Origin of the sequence: Bradyrhizobium nanningense (genome assembly GCF_004114535.1) — a bacterium.
Taxonomy (GTDB): domain Bacteria; phylum Pseudomonadota; class Alphaproteobacteria; order Rhizobiales; family Xanthobacteraceae; genus Bradyrhizobium; species Bradyrhizobium nanningense.
This window is the reverse complement of sequence record NZ_LBJC01000005.1, coordinates 15,954-34,095: the sequence shown is the minus strand read 5'-3', so window position 1 is coordinate 34,095 and position 18,142 is coordinate 15,954. Positions and strand designations below refer to the sequence as shown.

The 18,142-nt window shown below is 64.4% G+C and carries 15 protein-coding genes; 5 read left to right on the top strand and 10 right to left on the bottom strand.

Going from position 1 to position 18,142, the window contains the following annotated elements; genetic code table 11:
• Positions 1-339: 339 nt before the first annotated feature.
• The gene (locus XH84_RS01860; protein ID WP_128917701.1) at positions 340-1,815 is read left to right on the top strand and encodes an FAD-binding oxidoreductase; all 1,476 of its coding nucleotides are present in this window, start codon (positions 340-342) and stop codon (positions 1,813-1,815) included.
• Between the two features lie 84 nt (positions 1,816-1,899).
• On the opposite strand, the gene XH84_RS01855 is transcribed toward XH84_RS01860, so the two are convergent.
• The 3 genes from XH84_RS01855 to XH84_RS01845 form a co-directional block, all read right to left on the bottom strand.
• Positions 1,900-3,597 (bottom strand): GMC family oxidoreductase, encoded by a 1,698-nt coding sequence (locus tag XH84_RS01855; protein WP_128917702.1) that lies wholly within the window; start codon positions 3,595-3,597, stop codon positions 1,900-1,902.
• 276 nt (positions 3,598-3,873) lie between these two features.
• On the bottom strand, positions 3,874-5,433 hold the full coding sequence (locus tag XH84_RS01850) for an acyl-CoA carboxylase subunit beta (protein ID WP_128917703.1): 1,560 nt from the start codon (positions 5,431-5,433) through the stop codon (positions 3,874-3,876).
• The gene (locus XH84_RS01845) at positions 5,363-6,337 is read right to left on the bottom strand and encodes an IclR family transcriptional regulator (protein ID WP_128917704.1); all 975 of its coding nucleotides are present in this window, start codon (positions 6,335-6,337) and stop codon (positions 5,363-5,365) included. The genes XH84_RS01850 and XH84_RS01845 overlap by 71 nt, the downstream gene beginning before the upstream one ends.
• A 93-nt stretch (positions 6,338-6,430) precedes the next feature.
• Between XH84_RS01845 and XH84_RS01840 the strand changes: the two genes are divergently transcribed.
• The 4 genes from XH84_RS01840 to glsA all read left to right on the top strand — a co-directional run bounded on the left by XH84_RS01840 (position 6,431) and on the right by glsA (position 12,165).
• On the top strand, positions 6,431-6,652 hold the full coding sequence (locus tag XH84_RS01840; protein WP_128917705.1) for a biotin/lipoyl-containing protein: 222 nt from the start codon (positions 6,431-6,433) through the stop codon (positions 6,650-6,652).
• 162 nt (positions 6,653-6,814) lie between these two features.
• A complete protein-coding gene (locus tag XH84_RS01835) occupies positions 6,815-7,981 on the top strand; it encodes a TAXI family TRAP transporter solute-binding subunit (RefSeq protein WP_128917706.1) in 1,167 nt (388 codons plus the stop codon).
• Positions 7,982-8,223: 242 nt separating this feature from the next.
• A complete protein-coding gene (locus XH84_RS01825) occupies positions 8,224-10,296 on the top strand; it encodes a TRAP transporter permease (RefSeq protein ID WP_164936013.1) in 2,073 nt (690 codons plus the stop codon).
• 21 nt (positions 10,297-10,317) lie between these two features.
• A complete protein-coding gene (gene glsA, locus XH84_RS01820; RefSeq protein WP_128917708.1) occupies positions 10,318-12,165 on the top strand; it encodes a glutaminase A in 1,848 nt (615 codons plus the stop codon).
• Between the two features lie 201 nt (positions 12,166-12,366).
• On the opposite strand, the gene XH84_RS01815 is transcribed toward glsA, so the two are convergent.
• From XH84_RS01815 to XH84_RS01785, 7 genes are all read right to left on the bottom strand, one after another.
• The gene (locus XH84_RS01815; protein WP_164936014.1) at positions 12,367-12,669 is read right to left on the bottom strand and encodes a nucleoside triphosphate pyrophosphohydrolase family protein; all 303 of its coding nucleotides are present in this window, start codon (positions 12,667-12,669) and stop codon (positions 12,367-12,369) included.
• A 28-nt stretch (positions 12,670-12,697) separates the two neighbouring features.
• Complete coding sequence (locus XH84_RS01810; RefSeq protein ID WP_128917710.1) at positions 12,698-13,225, bottom strand: carboxymuconolactone decarboxylase family protein; 528 nt, start codon at positions 13,223-13,225, stop codon at positions 12,698-12,700.
• A gap of 489 nt (positions 13,226-13,714) precedes the next feature.
• A complete protein-coding gene (locus XH84_RS01805; RefSeq protein WP_128917711.1) occupies positions 13,715-14,074 on the bottom strand; it encodes a Zn-ribbon domain-containing OB-fold protein in 360 nt (119 codons plus the stop codon).
• Entirely contained in the window at positions 14,071-15,207 is a 1,137-nt protein-coding gene (locus XH84_RS01800; protein WP_128917712.1) for a thiolase family protein, read from the bottom strand. Before XH84_RS01800 ends, XH84_RS01805 begins: the two co-directional genes overlap by 4 nt.
• A gap of 22 nt (positions 15,208-15,229) precedes the next feature.
• A complete protein-coding gene (locus XH84_RS01795; RefSeq protein WP_128917713.1) occupies positions 15,230-16,429 on the bottom strand; it encodes a CaiB/BaiF CoA transferase family protein in 1,200 nt (399 codons plus the stop codon).
• A 124-nt stretch (positions 16,430-16,553) separates the two neighbouring features.
• Positions 16,554-16,760 carry a hypothetical protein gene (locus XH84_RS01790; RefSeq protein WP_124158772.1) on the bottom strand — a complete coding sequence of 69 codons (207 nt, stop codon included), beginning with the start codon at positions 16,758-16,760 and terminating at the stop codon, positions 16,554-16,556.
• A 184-nt stretch (positions 16,761-16,944) separates the two neighbouring features.
• Positions 16,945-18,114, bottom strand: a complete 1,170-nt coding sequence (locus tag XH84_RS01785; RefSeq protein WP_128917714.1) for an acetyl-CoA acetyltransferase — start codon at positions 18,112-18,114, stop codon at positions 16,945-16,947.
• Between the last annotated feature and the right edge of the window lie 28 nt (positions 18,115-18,142).

The following is an 18,142-nucleotide window of genomic DNA, read 5'->3' as shown; positions in this document are numbered from 1 at the left end:
TGGAACCTGACGGGATCCAGATGTCTCATATCGAGAAGGCATCATTAACGTCGCTTAAATGCGGACGCAGGGATTGGCGCTAAACCCCGGGAAAACACCGTAGAATTGCGGATGAACTGCGCGCGCCGGCTGGCCGCGCGTACGGCCGGCGTCTCGTGCGGTGCCGGCCCAAACGGGAAATCCGAAACACCCCATGCACGGTCGTCGGTGCGAGGCGACTACCGACGTGGCCATCTGGGTGAGACACATATTGCCGTTAGACTCCACGGCGCAAACGTGGACAATGCCCCGACGCACGTCGCGTGCGCAGTGCACATCAAGATGCGCCAGGGAAAACAAATGCCGGCAGCCGGTCCGTCGTCCGAACCCATCATTCCAACCGTTCCGCTCACCGCCCAAATGCGCGATTCCCTGCGCGCGATCGTGGGCGCGAAGGGCCTTATCGAGGACGAGCACGGCAAGCAGCCGTTCGTGACGGATTGGCGCGGATTGCTGGTTGGACGCGCCGGCGCCGTGGTTCGCCCCGGCAGCACAGAGGAAGTCGCGCAGGTGGTCAGGCTCTGCCATGACCATGGGATCGCGATCGTACCGCAGGGTGGCAACACCGGTCTGATGGGCGGAGCCACGCCCTGGCCCGCGCACACGGGCATCGTGTTGTCGCTCGGCCGCATGAACCGCGTGCTGGAGCTCGATCCCACAGGGTACACCATGACGGTCGAGGCCGGCTGCGTGCTGCAGACTCTGCAGGAGACAGCAAGCCGGCACGACAGGTTCCTGCCCCTCAGCCTCGGCGCCCAAGGCTCGTGCATGATCGGCGGCAATCTGTCGACCAACGCCGGTGGCGTGCAGGTTCTCCGCTATGGCAATGCCCGCCATCTCGTCCTGGGACTTGAAGTCGTGCTGCCGAGCGGCGAGGTCTGGGACGGATTGCGTGCGCTCAAGAAGGACAACACGGGCTACGACCTCAAGCACCTCTTCATGGGCGCCGAAGGCACGCTCGGCATCATCACGAAGGCCGTGCTCAAGCTATGGCCGGCTCCCAAGGACGTCTGCACCGCGTGGCTGGCGATCCGGGATCCGCGCGCGGCGCTGGAAATCCTGTCGGAAGCCCATAGCGCATCCGAGGACAATGTCGGCTCCTGCGAGCTGATGAGCCGCAGCGCGATCGACATGGTGCTCCGCCACATACCCGGCGTGCAGGATCCGCTGAGAGCGGAGACGCCATGGTACCTGCTGCTGGAATGGTCGTCCGCGCGCGCACGCCGGGACGGCGCCGAGGGCATGTCCGAGAAGATGGAGCAGTTTCTGGCCGATCAACTCGAGGCCGGGCGCGTGCTCGACGCAGTCATCGCTCAGACCGGACATCAATCGCACAACATGTGGCGCATAAGGGAAAGCGTCGCAGAAGCCTCCCGCGCCGAGGGGCCGGGGCTCAGCTACGATGTCTCGGTGGCGATCTCAAGGATTCCGGAGTTCATCGACCTCGGGCTCAAGGCCGTGCTCGACATTCTCCCGTCCATCCGGCCCTATCCTTTGGGACACATCGGCGACGGCAATCTGCATTTTTCGTTCATGGCGCCGGTGGGCATGGATCAGCAGACGCTGACGCAATACAAGGCCGCCATCACGCGGGCCGTGAACGACCTCGTCACCTCCATGGACGGCTCGATCTCGGCCGAGCACGGCATCGGCATCGACAAGCTGGACGAGCTCAGCCATTACCGTTCGAAGACCGAGCTCGACATCATGCGCACCATCAAGCGCGCGCTCGATCCGCAGAACATCATGAATCCCGGCAAGGTGCTGCGGCTATAGGATTGCAGAAACTCGCCTGCGCCCGTCCTTCGAGACGCCCGCTTGATGCGGGCTCCTCAGGATGAGGACGGAACGCGCGGGGCGCTACTGCATGATCGCGGCCGCGATCTTCTCCGCCGACATCAGGACCGGGAAGTTGGTGTTGGCGCACGGCACCACCGGGAAGATCGAGGCGTCGACGACGCGCAGGCCCTGGATGCCCTTGACGCGACCCTGGTTGTCGACCACCGCCATCGGATCCTCAGTGCGACCCATGCGGCATGAACAGGAGGCGTGCCACACACCAATGGTCGCCTTGCGCACGAAGGCCTCCAGCGCCTCGTCGTCGTTCATGACCTGATCGAAGGTGAAGCCTTCGACCACGAAATTGTCGATCATGTAGTGGCGCAGCGCTGCCGGCCCGTCCATCAACGCCGCGGCGACCTTGGTCAAGATCCTGTTCCTGGTATTGACCACGCCGATCTTGCGGACCTTGTCGGTATAGGCGGCCGGGAACGGCTTGTCCGTCACCTTCCTGACGATGTCGCTCATCTGGATCGCAGCCATCTTGCGGAAGCCGCTCATCAGCCGGTCGAGATCGCGCCGGTCGGACAACAGGTTGAACTCGACGATCGGCTCTGCCGACGGATCGCGCGAGGCGAGCTTGACCTGTCCGGTCTCTGAATAGGTCTTGTTGACGAAGGTGAGCAGCGAGCCGATCTGCTCGCCGACCGCATGCCAGGCCGACTTGGAGAGCAGGACGACGAACATATCGCCCTTCGGCACGCCTGCAAGGTCCGACGAATAGCGCAGGCCCAGCTGCATGTGGCGCCTGGTGTGCTCGTTCATGCGCGCGCCGCGGCGGACAAAGGACGACAGCGAGATCGACGGATGATCCATCAGGCGCTGCCCGACGCCCGGCAAGCCCATCAACACGGGAATCCCCAAGTCCTTGAGATGGCCGACCGGACCGATGCCGGCACGCAAGAGATGCGCGGGCGAATGGATGGCGCCGCTGGAGAGGATGATCTCGCGTCCCCGGAATTCCTGCTCGCGTCCGCCGACGACAGCCTTCACGCCGACGCATTGCGTGCCTTCGAAGAGCAGCTCGCGCACCTGGGTGTCGGTGGAGATGGTGAGATTGGCGCGCTTGCGGGTGTCGCGGTCGAGATACCCCATGGCAGCCGAGACGCGCTGCTCGGCCTGGTTGGAATGCGTCACCGGAAAATAACCGTCGACGAACTCGCCGTTCTGGTCGGGCAGGAATTGATGGCCGGCCTGCTGGAAGGCTTCTGCAAACGCCTGCGAATGCTTCGTCCAGTGCTCCCTGGGAATGCGGCGGACCGGGATCTTGCCGTCCTTGCCGTGATACGGCCCGTCGAAATCGAGATCGTGCTCGACCTTCTTGAAAAAAGGCAGCACGTCGTTCCACGTCCACCCTTCGGCGCCGCGCGCGTTCCATTCGTCGTAATCGGTCGGCGCGCCGCGGTTGGCCATCTGGCCATTGATCGACGAGCCGCCGCCGAGCACGCGCGCCTGCTCGTATTTGCGCAACGGAGGACGGGCCTCGTTCGGATTGTTGTGGCTGACGACCTGGGTCGTGACCTTGAGCTCGGTCCAGTGGAAGCGCGGATCGAAATAGGCCGTGCCCGGATAGCTGTCCCTGATCTCGGCCGGCTCGTTGCCGGGCGGTGTGTCCTGCCCGGCCTCGCACAGCAGGACTTTGTTGGCGCTCCTCGCCGAGAGCCGATGGGCCAGCACGGACCCCGCCGAGCCGCCGCCCACGATAATGAAGTCGTACACGATTGACGCTTCCTGTTGTTTTTGTTGACGGAGCTTAGCGCGTTATTGTTTTGCCGTGGAAGGGTTTTGGATTGCGTCGGCGTCGCACCTCGTGTCCCGGACGCGCTGCAACGCTTCAAGCGTTGCGGCGCTGAGCCGGGACCCAGGAGGCTCCGGATTCGCTTTGGCATGGGCCCCGGCTCTGCAGCGCACCGCTGCACTGGACGATGCTTCGCATCGCCAGGGAAGCGCTGCGCTGCGTCCGGGGCACGCGCGTCACGGCTTGCCGCAAGGATGCTAAGGCCTGATCGAAAAATTCTCCGGCGGCCCCGACTTGCGCAGCGGCTCGGCGAGGCGGGCGAACTCGCACAGCAGCGACCTCGTCTTGCGGGGATCGATGATCTCCTCGACCCAGAATTTCTCGGCCGAGCGGAACGGCGAGCGCAGCTTGTTGAGACGCTCCTCGATCTCCTTCAGCTTGCCCGCCTTGTCCTCGGCCGCATCGATGTCGGCGCGATAGGCGGCTTCGATGCCGCCTTCGAGCGGGAGCGAGCCCCAATAGGCCGACGGCCAGGCGTAGCGGATCGAGAAGCGATCGGCCGGCTGGTGCACGACACCGGCGACACCAAAGGCGTTGCGCAGGATCACGGTGCACCAGGGCACGGTGGTCTGGTTGACCGCGGCCATGGCGCGGACGCCGTGGCGGATGGTCGCCGCCTTCTCGGCATCGAGGCCGATCATGAAGCCGGGGCAGTCCATGAGGTAGACGATCGGCAGGTGGAAGGTCTCGGCGAAGTCGACCCAGCGCACCACCTTCTGGCAGGCATCCGCCGTCCAGGAGCCGCCATAGTGAAAGCTGTCGCTGGCCAGCACCATCACTGCCCTGCCCTCGAGTCGCGCCAGGCCGACGATGATCGGCTTGCCGAAATTCTTGGCGACCTCGAAGAACGAGCCCCTGTCGGCGACCGACTCGATGATGGGGCGCACCTTGTAGACTTGCTTGCGGTTACGCGGCACCGCGTTCATCAGCGCTTCGTCGCTGCGCTCCGGATTGTCGGCGCAGGCCAAGGTCGACAGCAGCTCGTAGACCGATGACGGCAGATAGGACAGGAAACGCCGCGCGCAGGCGAACGCCTCTTCTTCCGTATCGACGGCATGGTCGATCGCGCCTGCGCGAGTCTGGATGTCGGCGCCGCCGAGCTCCTCCTTCGAGAGGTCCTGCCCCAGCGCCTTCACCACCGGCGGGCCCGCGACGAACATCGCGGACTTCCGTGTCATGATGGAATAGTGGCTGGCGGCAAGGCGCGCGGCCCCTAAGCCCGCCACCGAACCGAGGCCGAGCGCGACCACCGGCACGCGCGACAGATTCTCTGTCGTGAAGCGGTACCAGCGCGTGCCGCCGATGCCGCCCGGCAGGTTGGCCGCGCCCTTGGTCTCGATGGTCTTGACCGAGCCGCCGCCACCGGAGCCTTCGATGATGCGGACGATCGGCAGACGGAAGTCGTGCGCCATCTCCTCCGCCATCAACGGCTTTGCCGAGATCGACGCATCCGCCGAGCCGCCGCGGACCGTAAAGTCGTCGCCGACCACCACAACGGTGCGGCCGTCGACGCGCGCACGGCCAAACACGCAGTTGGCCGGCGTCAATTTCTGCAATTCGCCGCTGGAATCGTACTCGCCGATGCCGGCGACGGCACCTATCTCGTGAAAGCTGCCTTTGTCGATCAGCTTGTCGATACGTTCCCGAACAGTCAGCCGGCCCTGGTCATGCTGTCGCTTGACCTTGTCAACGCCGCCCATCTCCCGCGCGAAGGCTTCGCGCCGGGCGAGCTCGTCGAGTTCCGGCTTCCAGTTCATTCACTCCCTCCGAATGGATCGGCTTGTTATTGTTGTGCACGGCCATTGCGACCGGTTTACGCGGGATGCGGTTGTTGAAGACGTCGCCTTCCGCGCCCTCGAGCAGGCCGCCGAGCGAACGACCGAGTTCGAGCATCAATGGCGCGACTTCGGCATGCAGCCGCTCCTCGTCATACATCGCCGACAGCAGGCCGATCGTGATGACCACGAAAGTCTGGTACTGCGGCGACCATATCGGCAGCGCGAGACCGTTGATGTGTGGGCTCCACAAGCCGCAGGCCACGACGTAGCCGCGCTCGCGCAACATCTGACGGTTAGCTTCGATGCGAGGCTTCAGGATCTTCGCGGCCTCGGGAGCTTCCCGCTCCATGTCCGCGATGAAGGCATCGCCGACTTCCGGCGACAAGGCCGCCGTGTAGGCCGCGCCCGCGGCGGTCGAGGCCATCGAGATGCGGCTGCCGGTGCCCTCGTGCAGGCCGAGTGCGGTCGCCGAGCGCGCGAACAGGAGATAGACGAGATGGAAGCGATCCGGAACGACGAAGCCGACCGTGCCAGGAAGCTGCTCGGCGACTTCCTGCAGCCGCTGACGGATCATGCTGCGCAGTTGCGCGCCCTTCATCATCGTGGCGCTCATCGCGACCGCGCTCGGCCCGATGCGATACTTTTGATCGCGCGGCAGGTAAACCAGCTGCCCCATGCGAGTCAGCGTGTGCGTGAGCCGCGACACCGTCGAGCGCGGCAGGCCGCAGCGATTTGAAATCTCGAGATTGCCGAGTCTCGCCTCGTGGCCCTCGAAGCATCGCAACACGTCGAACGCGCGCGAGACCACCTGGATGACATCTCCCTCGCCGGCATCGCCAGCGAGTACGCCTTGCCTACTCAATCGCTCGGATCGTCGTCCCATGTTCCCTACCGTCTGTTCCGCTGTGCGGAATTAAATTCCACTTGCAGACGACGCTACCTCAGGCATTTTGCGACGACAACAAAAAGGGATGGCATGCCAGAAATTAAGATCGTCACGGAGGTCGCCGGTCGCATCTGCGCAACTCCCGTGCAAGTTGGAGGAACCGTCGCGGATGGCGATGACGTTGTGGTGGTCGAAGCCATGAAGATGGAGATACCTGTGCCCTCGCCTGCGAACGGCACGATCACATCACTGCTGGTGAAACTCGACGACGTCGTCGCAGAGGGCCAGGCCATCGCGATCGTCGCGAGCTGAGTGCTCTATCTGTCGTTCGACAATCTGTCAGCCTCATTCCCGCATGCGCGGTACGGCGTTGCCATCGCTTGATCGCGGTGACATGATCTGTTGCAAACAAAACGTTGTTTCAAACAAAGAAAGAAAATCTTCGCGGCAAAGCGAGGATGATTGGAGGGAAACATGCTTCGTGGGCTGCTCATGCTCGCGCCTGCGCTGGTTGCGGGCATTTCTTTTGCGTCTACACGCTACTCATTCGCTGAAGACATCAAGCTGCCGCCGACCCTGGCCTTCACCGCCTATGACACCGGCACCGCCGGCTTCAACATCGCGGTCGGCGTCGGCAAGATGATGAAGGACAAGTACGGCACCGACGTGCGCGTGCTCCCCGCAGGCAACGATGTCGCCCGCCTTGCGCCGCTGCGCTCCAAGCGCGCGGCGTCCGCAGCCATGGGATCGGGCACCTATTTCGCGCAGGAAGGCGTGTTCGAGTTCGGCGCGAAGGAATGGGGCCCACAGCCGCTCCAGATCCTGCTCTCGTCGGTCGACTGCAATTGCGGATCGCTCGGCGTTGCCGCCGACACCGGCGTGAAAGAGCTGAAAGACCTCAAAGGCAAGCGCGTCGGCTTCGTGGTCGGCTCGCCCGCTCTGAACCAGAACTCGCTCGCGGTGCTCGCCTTCGCCGGCCTGACGCAGAAGGACGTCAAGGTCGTCGAGTTCGCGAGCTACGGCGCGATGTGGAAAGGTCTGATCAACAACGACGTCGATGCGGCCTTCGGCACCACCATCACCGGCCCCGCCAAGGAAGCCGAGACTTCGCCGCGCGGTCTGATCTGGCCACCGCTGCCCGCCAAGGACAAGGAAGGCTGGGCGCGGATGCAGAAGGTCGGCTCGTTCTTCTTCCCACAGTTAGCTACCTGCGGCGCCGGCATCTCGCCGGAGAAGCCCGTCGAACTCGGCAACTATCCCTACCCGATCTTCGTGGCCTACGCCTCGCAACCGGCCGACCAGGTCTATGCCATGACCAAGGCCATGATCGTGAACTACGACGCCTACAAGGATTCCGCGCCCGGCGCCGGCGGTCTCGCAGCCGACCGTCAGACCAAGAACTGGGTGGTGCCGGTGCATCCCGGCGCCGTAAAGGCCCTGAAGGAAGCCGGGCAATGGAGCGATGCGCAGGAAGCGTACAACAACAAGCTGATCAAGCGGCAAGAGGTGCTTGGCGCAGCATGGGCTGATTACGGCAAGTCCAATCCGCCGTCCGATGACAAAGCCTTCCTCGACGGCTGGATGAAGGCGCGCGCGGCGGCGCTTGCGAAGGCTGACATGCCGAACGGGTTCGAGGAATAGAGCGCGATGTTGTTGCGTTTGATCGCCGCCCCGCAAGAAGTGCGCTCCCTCCCCCGCTTGCGGGGGAGGATTGGGGAGAGGGTGTTTCCACGGTGGGACTCCCCGAGAGGAGAAAGCCCACACCCGCGCCTTCGGCGCGACCTCTCCCGCAAGCGGGAGAGGTCGAGCCCGTGGCGCGGGCGATTCAACCAACTGCCATTCGATTGATCTGCTTTCAGTAGCCCACGCGCGGGATCCATGTGATGTCAGCTTCCATCTCCACCGCCCCGCAAGACGAGGCCAAGCGGGTCGTGTTCGATGATCCGCATGGCGCCGCCGCCAACATGCAGGAAGCGGAGGTCACGCGCGTGCGTGCGCTTCGCGGCGCCTGGCGCTGGCTGCTGGTGGCCGCGACCGCGGCGACCATCCTGCTCTGCATCAACCAGCAATTCTCGCTGCGATTCTTCATCGGCTATACCCAGCTCAACACGGAGTATTTCTATCTCCTGATCGCGTTGATGCTACCGTTCACTTTCCTGATCTTCCCTGGCACCGAGCGCGCGCCGCTCGATCGCATTCCCTGGTATGACCTCGTCCTGTTCGTCGCGACGTTTGCCGCCGCGCTGCTGTTGATGTCGAATGTACGCAAGGCGGCCGAGGCGGGTTGGGAGTTCGGCGGCGCGCCGAACAACGTCATCGCCGCGGGCCTCGTGATGTGGGTGATGCTGATGGAGGCGCTGCGCCGCACCGGCGGCTGGAGCCTGCTGCTCAGCGTGCTCCCCTTCACCGTCTATCCGCTGTTCGCCGAAGCTGGCTGGCTCGGCCCGTTTCGCGGCACGCAATCGACGATCGAACAGGCGACCGCCTATCACGTGCTGTCGGGCGAGAGCCTGCTTGGCATTCCCATCCAGGCCTTCGCCGACACGGTGATCGGCTTTTTGGTGTTCGGCACCGCGCTGATGATGACCGGCGCCGGAAAGTTCTTCATCAACCTCGCCTTCGCGCTGTGCGGCACCTTCCGCGGCGGCGCGGCAAAAGTCTGCATCTTCGCCAGCGGCCTGCTCGGCATGATGTCGGGCTCGATCATTTCCAACGTGCTGACCGCCGGCACCATGACCATCCCCGTGATGAAGAAGAGCGGTTTTCGCGCCTCCTATGCCGGCGCGATCGAGGCCTGCGCCTCGACCGGAGCGGTGCTGGCGCCGCCGGTGATGGGCGCCACCGCCTTCGTGATCGCGCAGTTCCTCAATGTCAGCTATGCCGACGTCGCGGTCGCCGCGATCATACCCGCCGCGCTCTATTACGTCGGCCTGTTCATGCAGGTCGACGCCTACGCCGCGCGCCACAAGCTGAAGGGCATTCCGCGCGCCGAGCTGCCGCGGATCATGGATACGATCAAGGACGGCTGGTACTACGTCTTCGTCATCGCCCTACTGATCGTGATGTTGCTCTACTTCAAGCGCGAGAGCCACGCGCCGTTCTACGCCACGGCGCTGCTGCTCGTGCTCAACCAATTCTTCTCCAAGGACACGCGCTGGACGCTTGCGACCATCGGCAAATTCCTCGAAGTCAACGGTCGCACCTTCGTCGAGCTGGTCGGCATCCTCGCCGGCTGCGGCCTGTTGATCGGCGCATTCTCGATGACCGGCGTGGTGTCGAGCCTTGCCAATGACCTCTTGCATATTGCCGGCGACAATCCCTTCCTGCTGCTGGCGATGTGCGCCCTGACCAGCCTGATCCTGGGTCTCGGGCTGACGACGACGGCCTGCTACATCTTCCTCGCCATCCTGGTCGCGCCCGCGCTGGAGAAGCTCGGGCTCAACCGCATGGCGGTGCACATGTTCATCTTCTATTGGGGCATGCTGTCGTCGATCACCCCTCCGGTCGCGATCGCGTCGTTCGCCGCAGCCGGCATCGCCGGCTCGCCGGCGATGAAGACCGGCTGGGAATCGATGTGGGTCGGCAGCATCATCTATTTCCTGCCGTTCTTCTTCGTGCTCAATCCGGCGCTGGTGTTGCAGGGGCCGAGCCCGTATCTGGCCGGCCTCGGCCTGATGGGACTTGCGGCGTTCGGAACGCTGTTCATCTGCGGCGGCATCCAGGGCTACCAGCCCTTCGTCGGTGACTTGCGCGGCACCGGCGCGTTGGAATGGCCGTTCCGCGTGCTGCTGGTGATCGGCGGCTTCGTGGTGGCGACACCGGGCGGCGGGATCATGCCGCTGTCGCAGCTGCAGGTGACGATGCTGGGCCTTGCCATCCTTGCGCCCACGGTCTTGCTGGCACTTGTACTGGTCCGGCGGCAGACCACGGTGCCGGACGGGTTGCGCGCTCCCTGATTGCGTTGCACAACTGAGGCGATGACACCGCTCTCGCCTCTCGCCGCCGCCTGGACCCGCTCGAAACCGCCTTTGCTGCGGTTTCTGGACAATTGCCTCAATGAATTCTCCGCCGAAACTGCGGGCAACGTCGCCGACTACATTCCCGAGCTGAGCAAGGCTGATCCTGCCCATTTCGGCATCAGCCTCGCGACACTGGATGGCCACGTCTACGAGGTCGGCGACTCCATGGTGCCCTTCACCATCCAGTCGATGTCAAAACCGTTCGTGTTCGCGCTGGCGCTGGACCTTTTGGGCGCAGGCAAGGTTGAGAGCGCGATCGGCGTCGAGCCCTCGGGCGATCCCTTCAACTCGATCCGCCTCAACTCCGAGAACCACCCGTTCAACCCGATGGTCAATGCCGGCGCAATCGCCTGCACCGGGCTGATCCACGATAGCAAGGGCGCGGATGCCTTCGAGCAGATCCGTCTCGCACTCGGCCGCTTTGCGGGCCGCGAGCTCGCCGTGGACGAGGCCGTCTATGCTTCCGAAAGCCAGACCGGCGACCGCAACCGCGCGATCGGCTACCTGCTCAAGACCAACGCGGTGATCTCGGACAACGTCGCCGCCGTGCTCGACGTCTATTTCCGGCAATGTGCCGTGCTGGTCACCGCGCGCGATATCGCAGTGATGGCGGCAACGCTGGCCAATCGCGGCGTCAATCCGGTTACCGGCGAGCAGGTGCTGAGCGCTTACGCGATCTCGCGCACGCTTTCGGTGATGACCTCCTCGGGCATGTACGATTATGCCGGCGAATGGATCTACCGCATCGGCATTCCCGCCAAGAGTGGCGTCGGCGGCGGCATTCTGGCCGCGCTCCCTGCCCGCCTCGGGCTCGGCAGCTATTCGCCAAGGCTCGACAAGCACGGCAACAGCGTGCGCGGCATCAAGGTCTGCGAGGCGCTGTCGGCGCATTACGACCTGCACATGCTCAACCGCAGCGACGATGCCCGCAACGCCGTCATCGCCGATTACGACATCGGCAAGAGCCCGTCACGCCGTGTGCGCCGGCCGCAGGAGCGTGAGATCCTGGCGGCCCATGAGCAGGAGGTGCGGGTCATCGAGCTGGTCGGCACGCTGTCGCTGTCGGCCGTCGACTACGTCTCGCGCCGGCTGGCCGGACGACCGCGGCCGCAAATCGTCGTGTTCGACCTGCACCGCGTCACCTCGACCACGCGCGCCGGTGCGCGCCTGATCGCCGAAGCGTTCGAGGAGCTCGCGGCACTGAATGTCACGGTGGTGCTATCCGGCGTCGGGCGCGCCTCCAGGGAATGGGAGTCTTTGCGGGAATGGACCGCCGAGCTGAAGAACGTCCGCGACTTCTACCTGCTCGACACCGCGATCGAATGGGCGGAAGATCAGATCGTCTATCGCTATGGCGGCTCGATCGACTTCCACGAGACCACCGCGCTTGCCGAGCAGCCGCTGCTATCAGGCATGAGCGAGGAAGAGCTGACGGATCTCGCCTCGATCTGCACGATCCGAACCTTTCAGGCCGGCGCGAAGATCATCACCACGGGCGATCCGGCCTCCTCCCTGTTCTTCCTGCGCAGTGGCGCGGTGCATGTCACGCTGCCCGATGGCGTGCGGCTGGCGACGCTGACTGCCGGCATGGCCTTCGGAGAGATGGCGCTGCTCGAGACGACGCGCTCGGCCGACGTGTTCGCCGACATGGCGGCGACCGCGTTCGAAGTGCCGCTGAAGGAGTTCGAACGCTTCCGCAAGCAGCACCCGCGCGCCAGCGAGCGCATCATGCGCAACCTCGCGCAACTGCTCGCCGACCGCCTGATCGTCGCCAACGCGAAGGTGGATATTTTGACGTCGACGTGAGCGGCGGGATCCTTGCATTTTGCGCGAGCTGAGCGCGCGCCTCGTCCTTCGAGATGACCGCTTCGCGGTCTCCTCAGGATGAGGCTAAGCGGCATCGTTGCTCGTTGAAGCTACTGCCGCGTCCTCGGTCCTCATCCTGAGGGCCCGCCACCGGCGGGCGTCTCGAAGGAAGGCCACAGTGAAGTCGTTGCCTCGCTCGTCTCAGCGGCTCGCGGCCTCGCTCAGCCGACGCTTGATCTTCTTTGCGCTGGCCTCCAGCAGCTCGGATGGCTGCTGGCCGGTCGCGGCGCACAGGCAGGCCCAGTAGTAGATGACATCACCGAGCTCATCGACCAGACCCGCCTTGTCGAGCCAGTCGTCGCGCAGCAGCTTCTTGATGTGGTCGGCGACTTCGCCGGCCTCGCCGGCGAGGCCGAGCCCGAGATAGGACAACCGCTCGTTGGACGGATGCTCATCGACTTTGGCAATGGTTGCGGCCCAGGCCGCATATTCATCGATCGTCATAAGCATCCCTCGCAAGCCAAGCTTTGGATCAGCCCACCACTTCAGTGACGGGCTGGAGATCGATCTCGAACGTTTCCAGAAATTTCGAGGTCATGATGTAGAAGCCGACCGAGAGCTGCAGCTCGACCAGCGCGGCCGGCGTCAGCTTTGACGCGATCACCTTGAAGGTCGCATCCGTCGGCTTCTTCAGCTTCACGATCTCGTCGGTGAAGGCGAGCGCGGCGCGCTGCACCTCATTGAAGCAGGTCGCGGCCTGCCAGTTCTCGAGCGCCTCGTTCTGTGCGTCGGTGACGCCGACATTCTTGCCGATCCGCTTGTGCGCGACGATCTCGTACGGCGCCTCACACAAGATGCCGGTGCGGGTGATCGCGAGTTCGCGAACGATCGGATCGAGTTCGCCCTTGTGGCGGATCGCGCCCCCGAGCCGGCAGTACTGTTCGAAATAGCTCGGCGAGTGCGACATCATGCGGAAGATGTTGGCGTTGCGGTTCTTGTCGAGGATCTCGCGGGTGCGGTCGGATGCCTTGGACGGGTCGCTGTAATCGATGCGGGCCATGATTTTCCTGAAGTTTTCCCTGAATTTTTGATGCTTTTTGTAACTGCCGGCGAGAGTTCCTTGAAACTCTATTCTTGCACCGACGCGGGAGCAACATCATCGAGTCAAAATGCCGCCGCATTGCTGATCGACCTTGAGACAGTCGATATTCGCCGCGTGGGGACACATTGCGGTGAGTACTCGAGAAGTGGGGTGTTCCGAGTAAAACAATTGGCCGTCGGGTGCGCTAGCCGCACAACGATGAGTCACGCCCAAGTCTAGGGAGTAAAGGCATGAAGGAAGCCACCAAGGGGGCGGCCTCGGGAGCGCTCGCGCATATGCTGGCGGTGACGGCGATGCTCGTCATCGCCAGCATCTTGTTCTACGGGCGTTAGTTCGAGTTTTCGAGTTTTCGTCATTCCGGGGTGGCTCTCGCACAGGCCAGGCCCAGAATCCCGTTCCAGGCTCGGTCCCTTGGACCGCCCCCGAATGACGAATCCCGCTCCCCCACTATTTTTTCTTAGCAAAGAACGGCACGAGCTTGCCGGCGAACGGCCTGAAGCTCGCAACAACCGAATCGCCGATGGCAAGGTCATTCTCGCCGTGCGCCATCATGCGAAATCCCTCGGCGCAATCGACCAGCAGGATGTTGTAGGGCACGTGCGCCCGCGTCTCGGGCGTCGCGGCGCGGCAGACCAGCGAGGTGGCGTAGACCCTGCCCTTGCCGCTGGCGCGCAGCTCGCGCGGACCCGATTCGCCACACGCCGCGCAGAAGGCGCGGTGGAAATACTGCACGTGCCCGCATGAGGTGCAAGCCTGGTAGGTGATGGCCTCTCCGCCTTTGGTCCAGCCTGCCAGAGGTTCACTCATCGCACCCGCTCCAGGAACATGCTCACGTGCGACGATAGCACGCCGCCATCGCCATGCAGCAGCGCGATCGAGGCATCGCGCACCTGACGGGTCGCCGCCCGTCCCGTCATCTGCAAATGCGCCTCAACCAGATGCGCCATCGCGCCGCCGACGCCGCAATGGCCGTAGCTGAGCAGGCCGCCATGGGTGTTCAGCGGCATCGCACCGTCGCGGCCGAAATGACCCGCGCGCACGCGAGCCGCGGCTTCGCCGCGGCCGGCAAGGCCGAGGTCTTCCAGCAGCATCGCGAGCGTGATGGTGAAACTGTCGTAGATCGCGGCGTAGCGCACGTCGGAGATTGCGAGGCCCGTGGCTTCCTTGACACGGGCGATAGCGATTTCCGCGCCGAGTTCGCTCAATGCCGGTGCTGCGGTGACATGCTGATGCGTGTGCGCCTGGGCGCAGCCGCGGATGCACACGCCCGCTTCCCCGGTCCGCTCGCGGCTGACGACGAAGGCCGCGCCGCCGTCTGACACCGGGCAGCAGTCGAGCAGCTTGAGCGGCATTGCCACCGGCTTCGAGGCCATGACGTCGGCGACCGTGATGGGATCTTGAAATTGCGCGCCGGGATGGGTGCAAGCGTGCGCGCGCATCAGCACGGCGAACTCGGCGAGGTCTTCTTCGGACACGCTATATTCGTGCATGTATCTGCTGGCGACGAGGCCGTAATAGGCGGGAATGGTCGGCCCCAACGGCACCTCGTAGTCGGGATGACCGACCTGCGCCAGCGCCTGGATCGAGGCATCGCGGCTCTGCCCGGTGAGGCGGTTCTCGCCGGCGACGACGAGCACGTTGCGCGCAACGCCTGACGTGACGAGGTGATGCGCCAGCATCGTCATCGCGAGCCCCGTGGCGCCGCCGACCTGCACGGCGTGGGCGTAAGACGGGCGGATGCCGAAATGCTCGGCGAAGACGGTCGCCAGCATGATGTGGGGCGAGACGGTAGAATAGCCGCAGAGGATGCCGTCGATCTCGCTCCGCTTGAGGCCAGCGTCATCGAGCGCGGCTTGCGCGGCCTTGCTCATCAGATCGAGCGAGGACGAGCCTTCATGCTTGCCGAACGGGGTGAGGCCGACGCCGGTGATGAAGCTCATGGTCACTCCTCCTCGTCATTCCCTACTCCGGCGCCGAGCGGGTGACGCCATCGCGCACCATGGCGGCGATCTCGTCTTGCGAATAGCCGAGCTCGCGCAAGATATCCGCGCCGTGCTCGTTGAGACGCGGTGCGAGCTGCACCGGCTCCGCCTCGGTCTCCGACCAAGTCGCCGTCACCTTCATGCTGCGGATCGGGCCCTCGGTCGGATGGGTCACGACCGGAAAGAAATTTGTCGCTTCCAGATGCGGATCGTGCAGGATCGAGGCGAGATCGTGCATCGGCATGACCGGCACGTCGGCCTTGGTCAGCAAGTCGATCCATTCGGCGGTCGTGCGCGTCTCGAAGATGCGCGCGAGCTCGGCATAGACGACGTCGATGTTGGCAGCGCGGCCGGCGAAGGTTGCGAATTTGGGATCGGCGCGCAGGTCGTCGCGGCCTGTCGCCTTGAAGAAATTCTCCCACTGCTTGTCATTGTAGACGATGACGCTGAGATAGCCGTCCGAGGTCTTGTAGGGCCTGCGGTCGCGCGACAAGTGGCGGGCGTAGCCGCCCTTGTCGAGCGGCGGCTCGTAAGTGAGGCCGCCCATATGGTCGCCCATGACGAAGCCGGCCATGGTCTCGAACATCGGGATGTCCAGACGCTGGCCGCGGCCGGTGCGGTCGCGGTGCACCAGGCTGGCGCAGATCGCGCCGACCGCGGTGAGACCGACGATGCGGTCGACCAGCGCGTTCGGCACGTAGCGCGGCACACCGTCGCCGGTCTGCGCCATCAGCGCCGGCAGCGCGGTGGCGCCCTGGATCAGATCGTCATAGGCGGGCTTTACGGCATAGGGCCCGTCCTGGCCGAAGCCGAACACGCCGGCATAGACCAGGCGCGGATTGATTGCGGACACGACATCGTAGCCGAGCTGCAACCGCGCCATCGCCTGCGGGCGGACGTTGTAGACGAGGACGTCGGCGTCCTTCAGCAGCCGCAGCACCGCATCGCGACCCGCGGGCTTCTTCAGATCGAGGCAGATCGAGCGCTTGCTGCGGTTGGTGTTGAGAAAGACCGGGCCCATGCCGGCGTGGCGCATCGGGCCAATCAGGCGGGTAACATCGCCGTCGAGCGATTCCACCTTGATGACATCGGCACCATAGTCCCCGAGCATCTGGGTCGCATACGGCCCCATCAGCACGGTGGTCATGTCGATGACCTTGATGCCCTTCAGCGGCCCCATCGTTCGCTCCCGATTGCGCGGGCTCTGGACACGGCCCGGCGATTTCGGCAGCTAAGGGCACTGATGCCCCGCGCGCAAGGCCGGCCGGCGTATGGCCGCATGCGCCGCGCGGCGATACCGGCCGCTATTTCTTCTGCCGGGATTCGCGGATCTTGAGCAGCCGGTCGAGCTCCTCGTTCTGCTGGCTGATCCGGTCGGCGATGCGCGACTCGTTCTGCTCGCCCGAGGCGGCCGCGGCCTGCTCGATGAGCTGCCGGATGTTGTCCTCGAGGATCGCGATGCGATCGTTGAGTGCGTCCATCGACAGCGAGTCTTCGTAGTCATTGCTCATGATGCATTCCCTGCAAGTCAATCAAGAGCTTTAGGGGCCCCCGGCGTACCGACCATGATCTAGCGCAAAGGTCGTAGGGTGGATTAGCCGCAGGCGTAATCCACCAAATCTGTCCCCGCGGAGACAAAAGAGGTGGGTTACGCCAGCACCTGCGCTTCGCGCAGCCGCAGGCTAACCCAGGAGCCTACTTCAGCGGCTCGAGCACGGAGACGTAGTTCGCGACCGCGGCACCGCCCATGTTGAAGATGCCGCCGAGCTTGGCATTCTTGAGCTGCATGCCCTCGGGTGCCTGGCCTGCGAGCTGCATTGCGGTCATCACGTGCATGGAAACGCCGGTGGCGCCGATCGGATGGCCCTTGGCCTTCAGACCGCCGGACGGGTTGACCGGCAGCTTGCCGTCCTTCAGCGTCCAGCCTTCCTTGATGGCGCGCGCGCCCTGCCCCCTCGGCGTCAGGCCCATCGCTTCGTATTCGATCAGCTCGGCGACCGTGAAGCAGTCATGGGTCTCGACGAAGGAGAGATCGGACAGCGTGACACCGGCCTTCTCCAGCGCGCGCTGCCAGGCGACGGTGCAGCCCTCGAACTGCAGGATGTCGCGCTTGCTCATGGGCAGGAAGTCCTGGGCATGCGCGGTGGCGCGGAAGCCGATCGACTTCGCCATGCTCTTGGCGGTCTCGGCATCCGCCAAAACCAGCGCCGCGGCGCCGTCGGAGACCAGCGAGCAGTCGGTGCGCTTCAGGGGGCCGGCGACGTACGGGTTCTTTTCGCTCTCGGCGCGGCAGAAGTCGAAGCCGAAATCCTTGCGCATCTGGGCGAAGGGATTGGCGACGCCATTCTTGTGGTTCTTGGCCGCGATCAGCGCCAGCGCATCGGACTGGTCGCCGTATTTCTGGAAATAGGAGCTGGCAATCTTGCCGAACACGCCGGCGAAGCCGCCGACGGTGTCGCCGTCCTCAGGCAGGTAGGATGCCTTGAGCAGGTTCTTGCCGATCTCTGCGCTGGGGGTGCGCGTCATCTGCTCGACGCCGACGACCAGCACGATTCTAGCCGCGCCTGCGGCGATCGCGCGCAGGCCCTGGTGCACGGCGGCAGAGCCCGTCGCGCAGGCATTCTCGACCCGGGTCGCCGGCTTGAAGCGCAGCTTCGGATCGGCCTGGAGCACCAGCGAAGCGGTAAAATCCTGCGGCGAGAAGCCGGCGTTGAAATGGCCGAGCACGATCTCGTCGACATCGCCGGCCGAAATGCCGGCATCGGCCATCGCCTCGTTGGCGACGCGGGTGACGAGGCTTTCGACGGTTTCGGTGTCGAACTTGCCGAACGGCGTATGCGCCCATCCGACGATGCTGGCGGTCATGGTCATCTCTCCCTGGGGTCTTGTCCTG

Bases quoted from the DNA above. Each gene is read 5' to 3' on its own strand.
- XH84_RS01810 (WP_128917710.1), bottom strand. From the start codon at position 13,225: ATGGCCCGCATCGATTACAGCGACCCGTCCAAGGCATCCGACCGCACC.
- XH84_RS01805 (WP_128917711.1), bottom strand. From the start codon at position 14,074: ATGAGTGAACCTCTGGCAGGCTGGACCAAAGGCGGAGAGGCCATCACC.
- XH84_RS01850 (WP_128917703.1), bottom strand. From the start codon at position 5,433: ATGAACTGGAAGCCGGAACTCGACGAGCTCGCCCGGCGCGAAGCCTTC.
- XH84_RS01845 (WP_128917704.1), bottom strand. From the start codon at position 6,337: ATGGGACGACGATCCGAGCGATTGAGTAGGCAAGGCGTACTCGCTGGC.
- glsA (WP_128917708.1), top strand. From the start codon at position 10,318: ATGACACCGCTCTCGCCTCTCGCCGCCGCCTGGACCCGCTCGAAACCG.
- XH84_RS01790 (WP_124158772.1), bottom strand. From the start codon at position 16,760: ATGAGCAATGACTACGAAGACTCGCTGTCGATGGACGCACTCAACGAT.
- XH84_RS01785 (WP_128917714.1), bottom strand. From the start codon at position 18,114: ATGACCGCCAGCATCGTCGGATGGGCGCATACGCCGTTCGGCAAGTTC.
- XH84_RS01815 (WP_164936014.1), bottom strand. From the start codon at position 12,669: ATGACGATCGATGAATATGCGGCCTGGGCCGCAACCATTGCCAAAGTC.
- XH84_RS01795 (WP_128917713.1), bottom strand. From the start codon at position 16,429: ATGGGGCCGCTGAAGGGCATCAAGGTCATCGACATGACCACCGTGCTG.
- XH84_RS01840 (WP_128917705.1), top strand. From the start codon at position 6,431: ATGCCAGAAATTAAGATCGTCACGGAGGTCGCCGGTCGCATCTGCGCA.
- XH84_RS01860 (WP_128917701.1), top strand. From the start codon at position 340: ATGCCGGCAGCCGGTCCGTCGTCCGAACCCATCATTCCAACCGTTCCG.
- XH84_RS01800 (WP_128917712.1), bottom strand. From the start codon at position 15,207: ATGAGCTTCATCACCGGCGTCGGCCTCACCCCGTTCGGCAAGCATGAA.
- XH84_RS01825 (WP_164936013.1), top strand. From the start codon at position 8,224: ATGTCAGCTTCCATCTCCACCGCCCCGCAAGACGAGGCCAAGCGGGTC.
- XH84_RS01835 (WP_128917706.1), top strand. From the start codon at position 6,815: ATGCTTCGTGGGCTGCTCATGCTCGCGCCTGCGCTGGTTGCGGGCATT.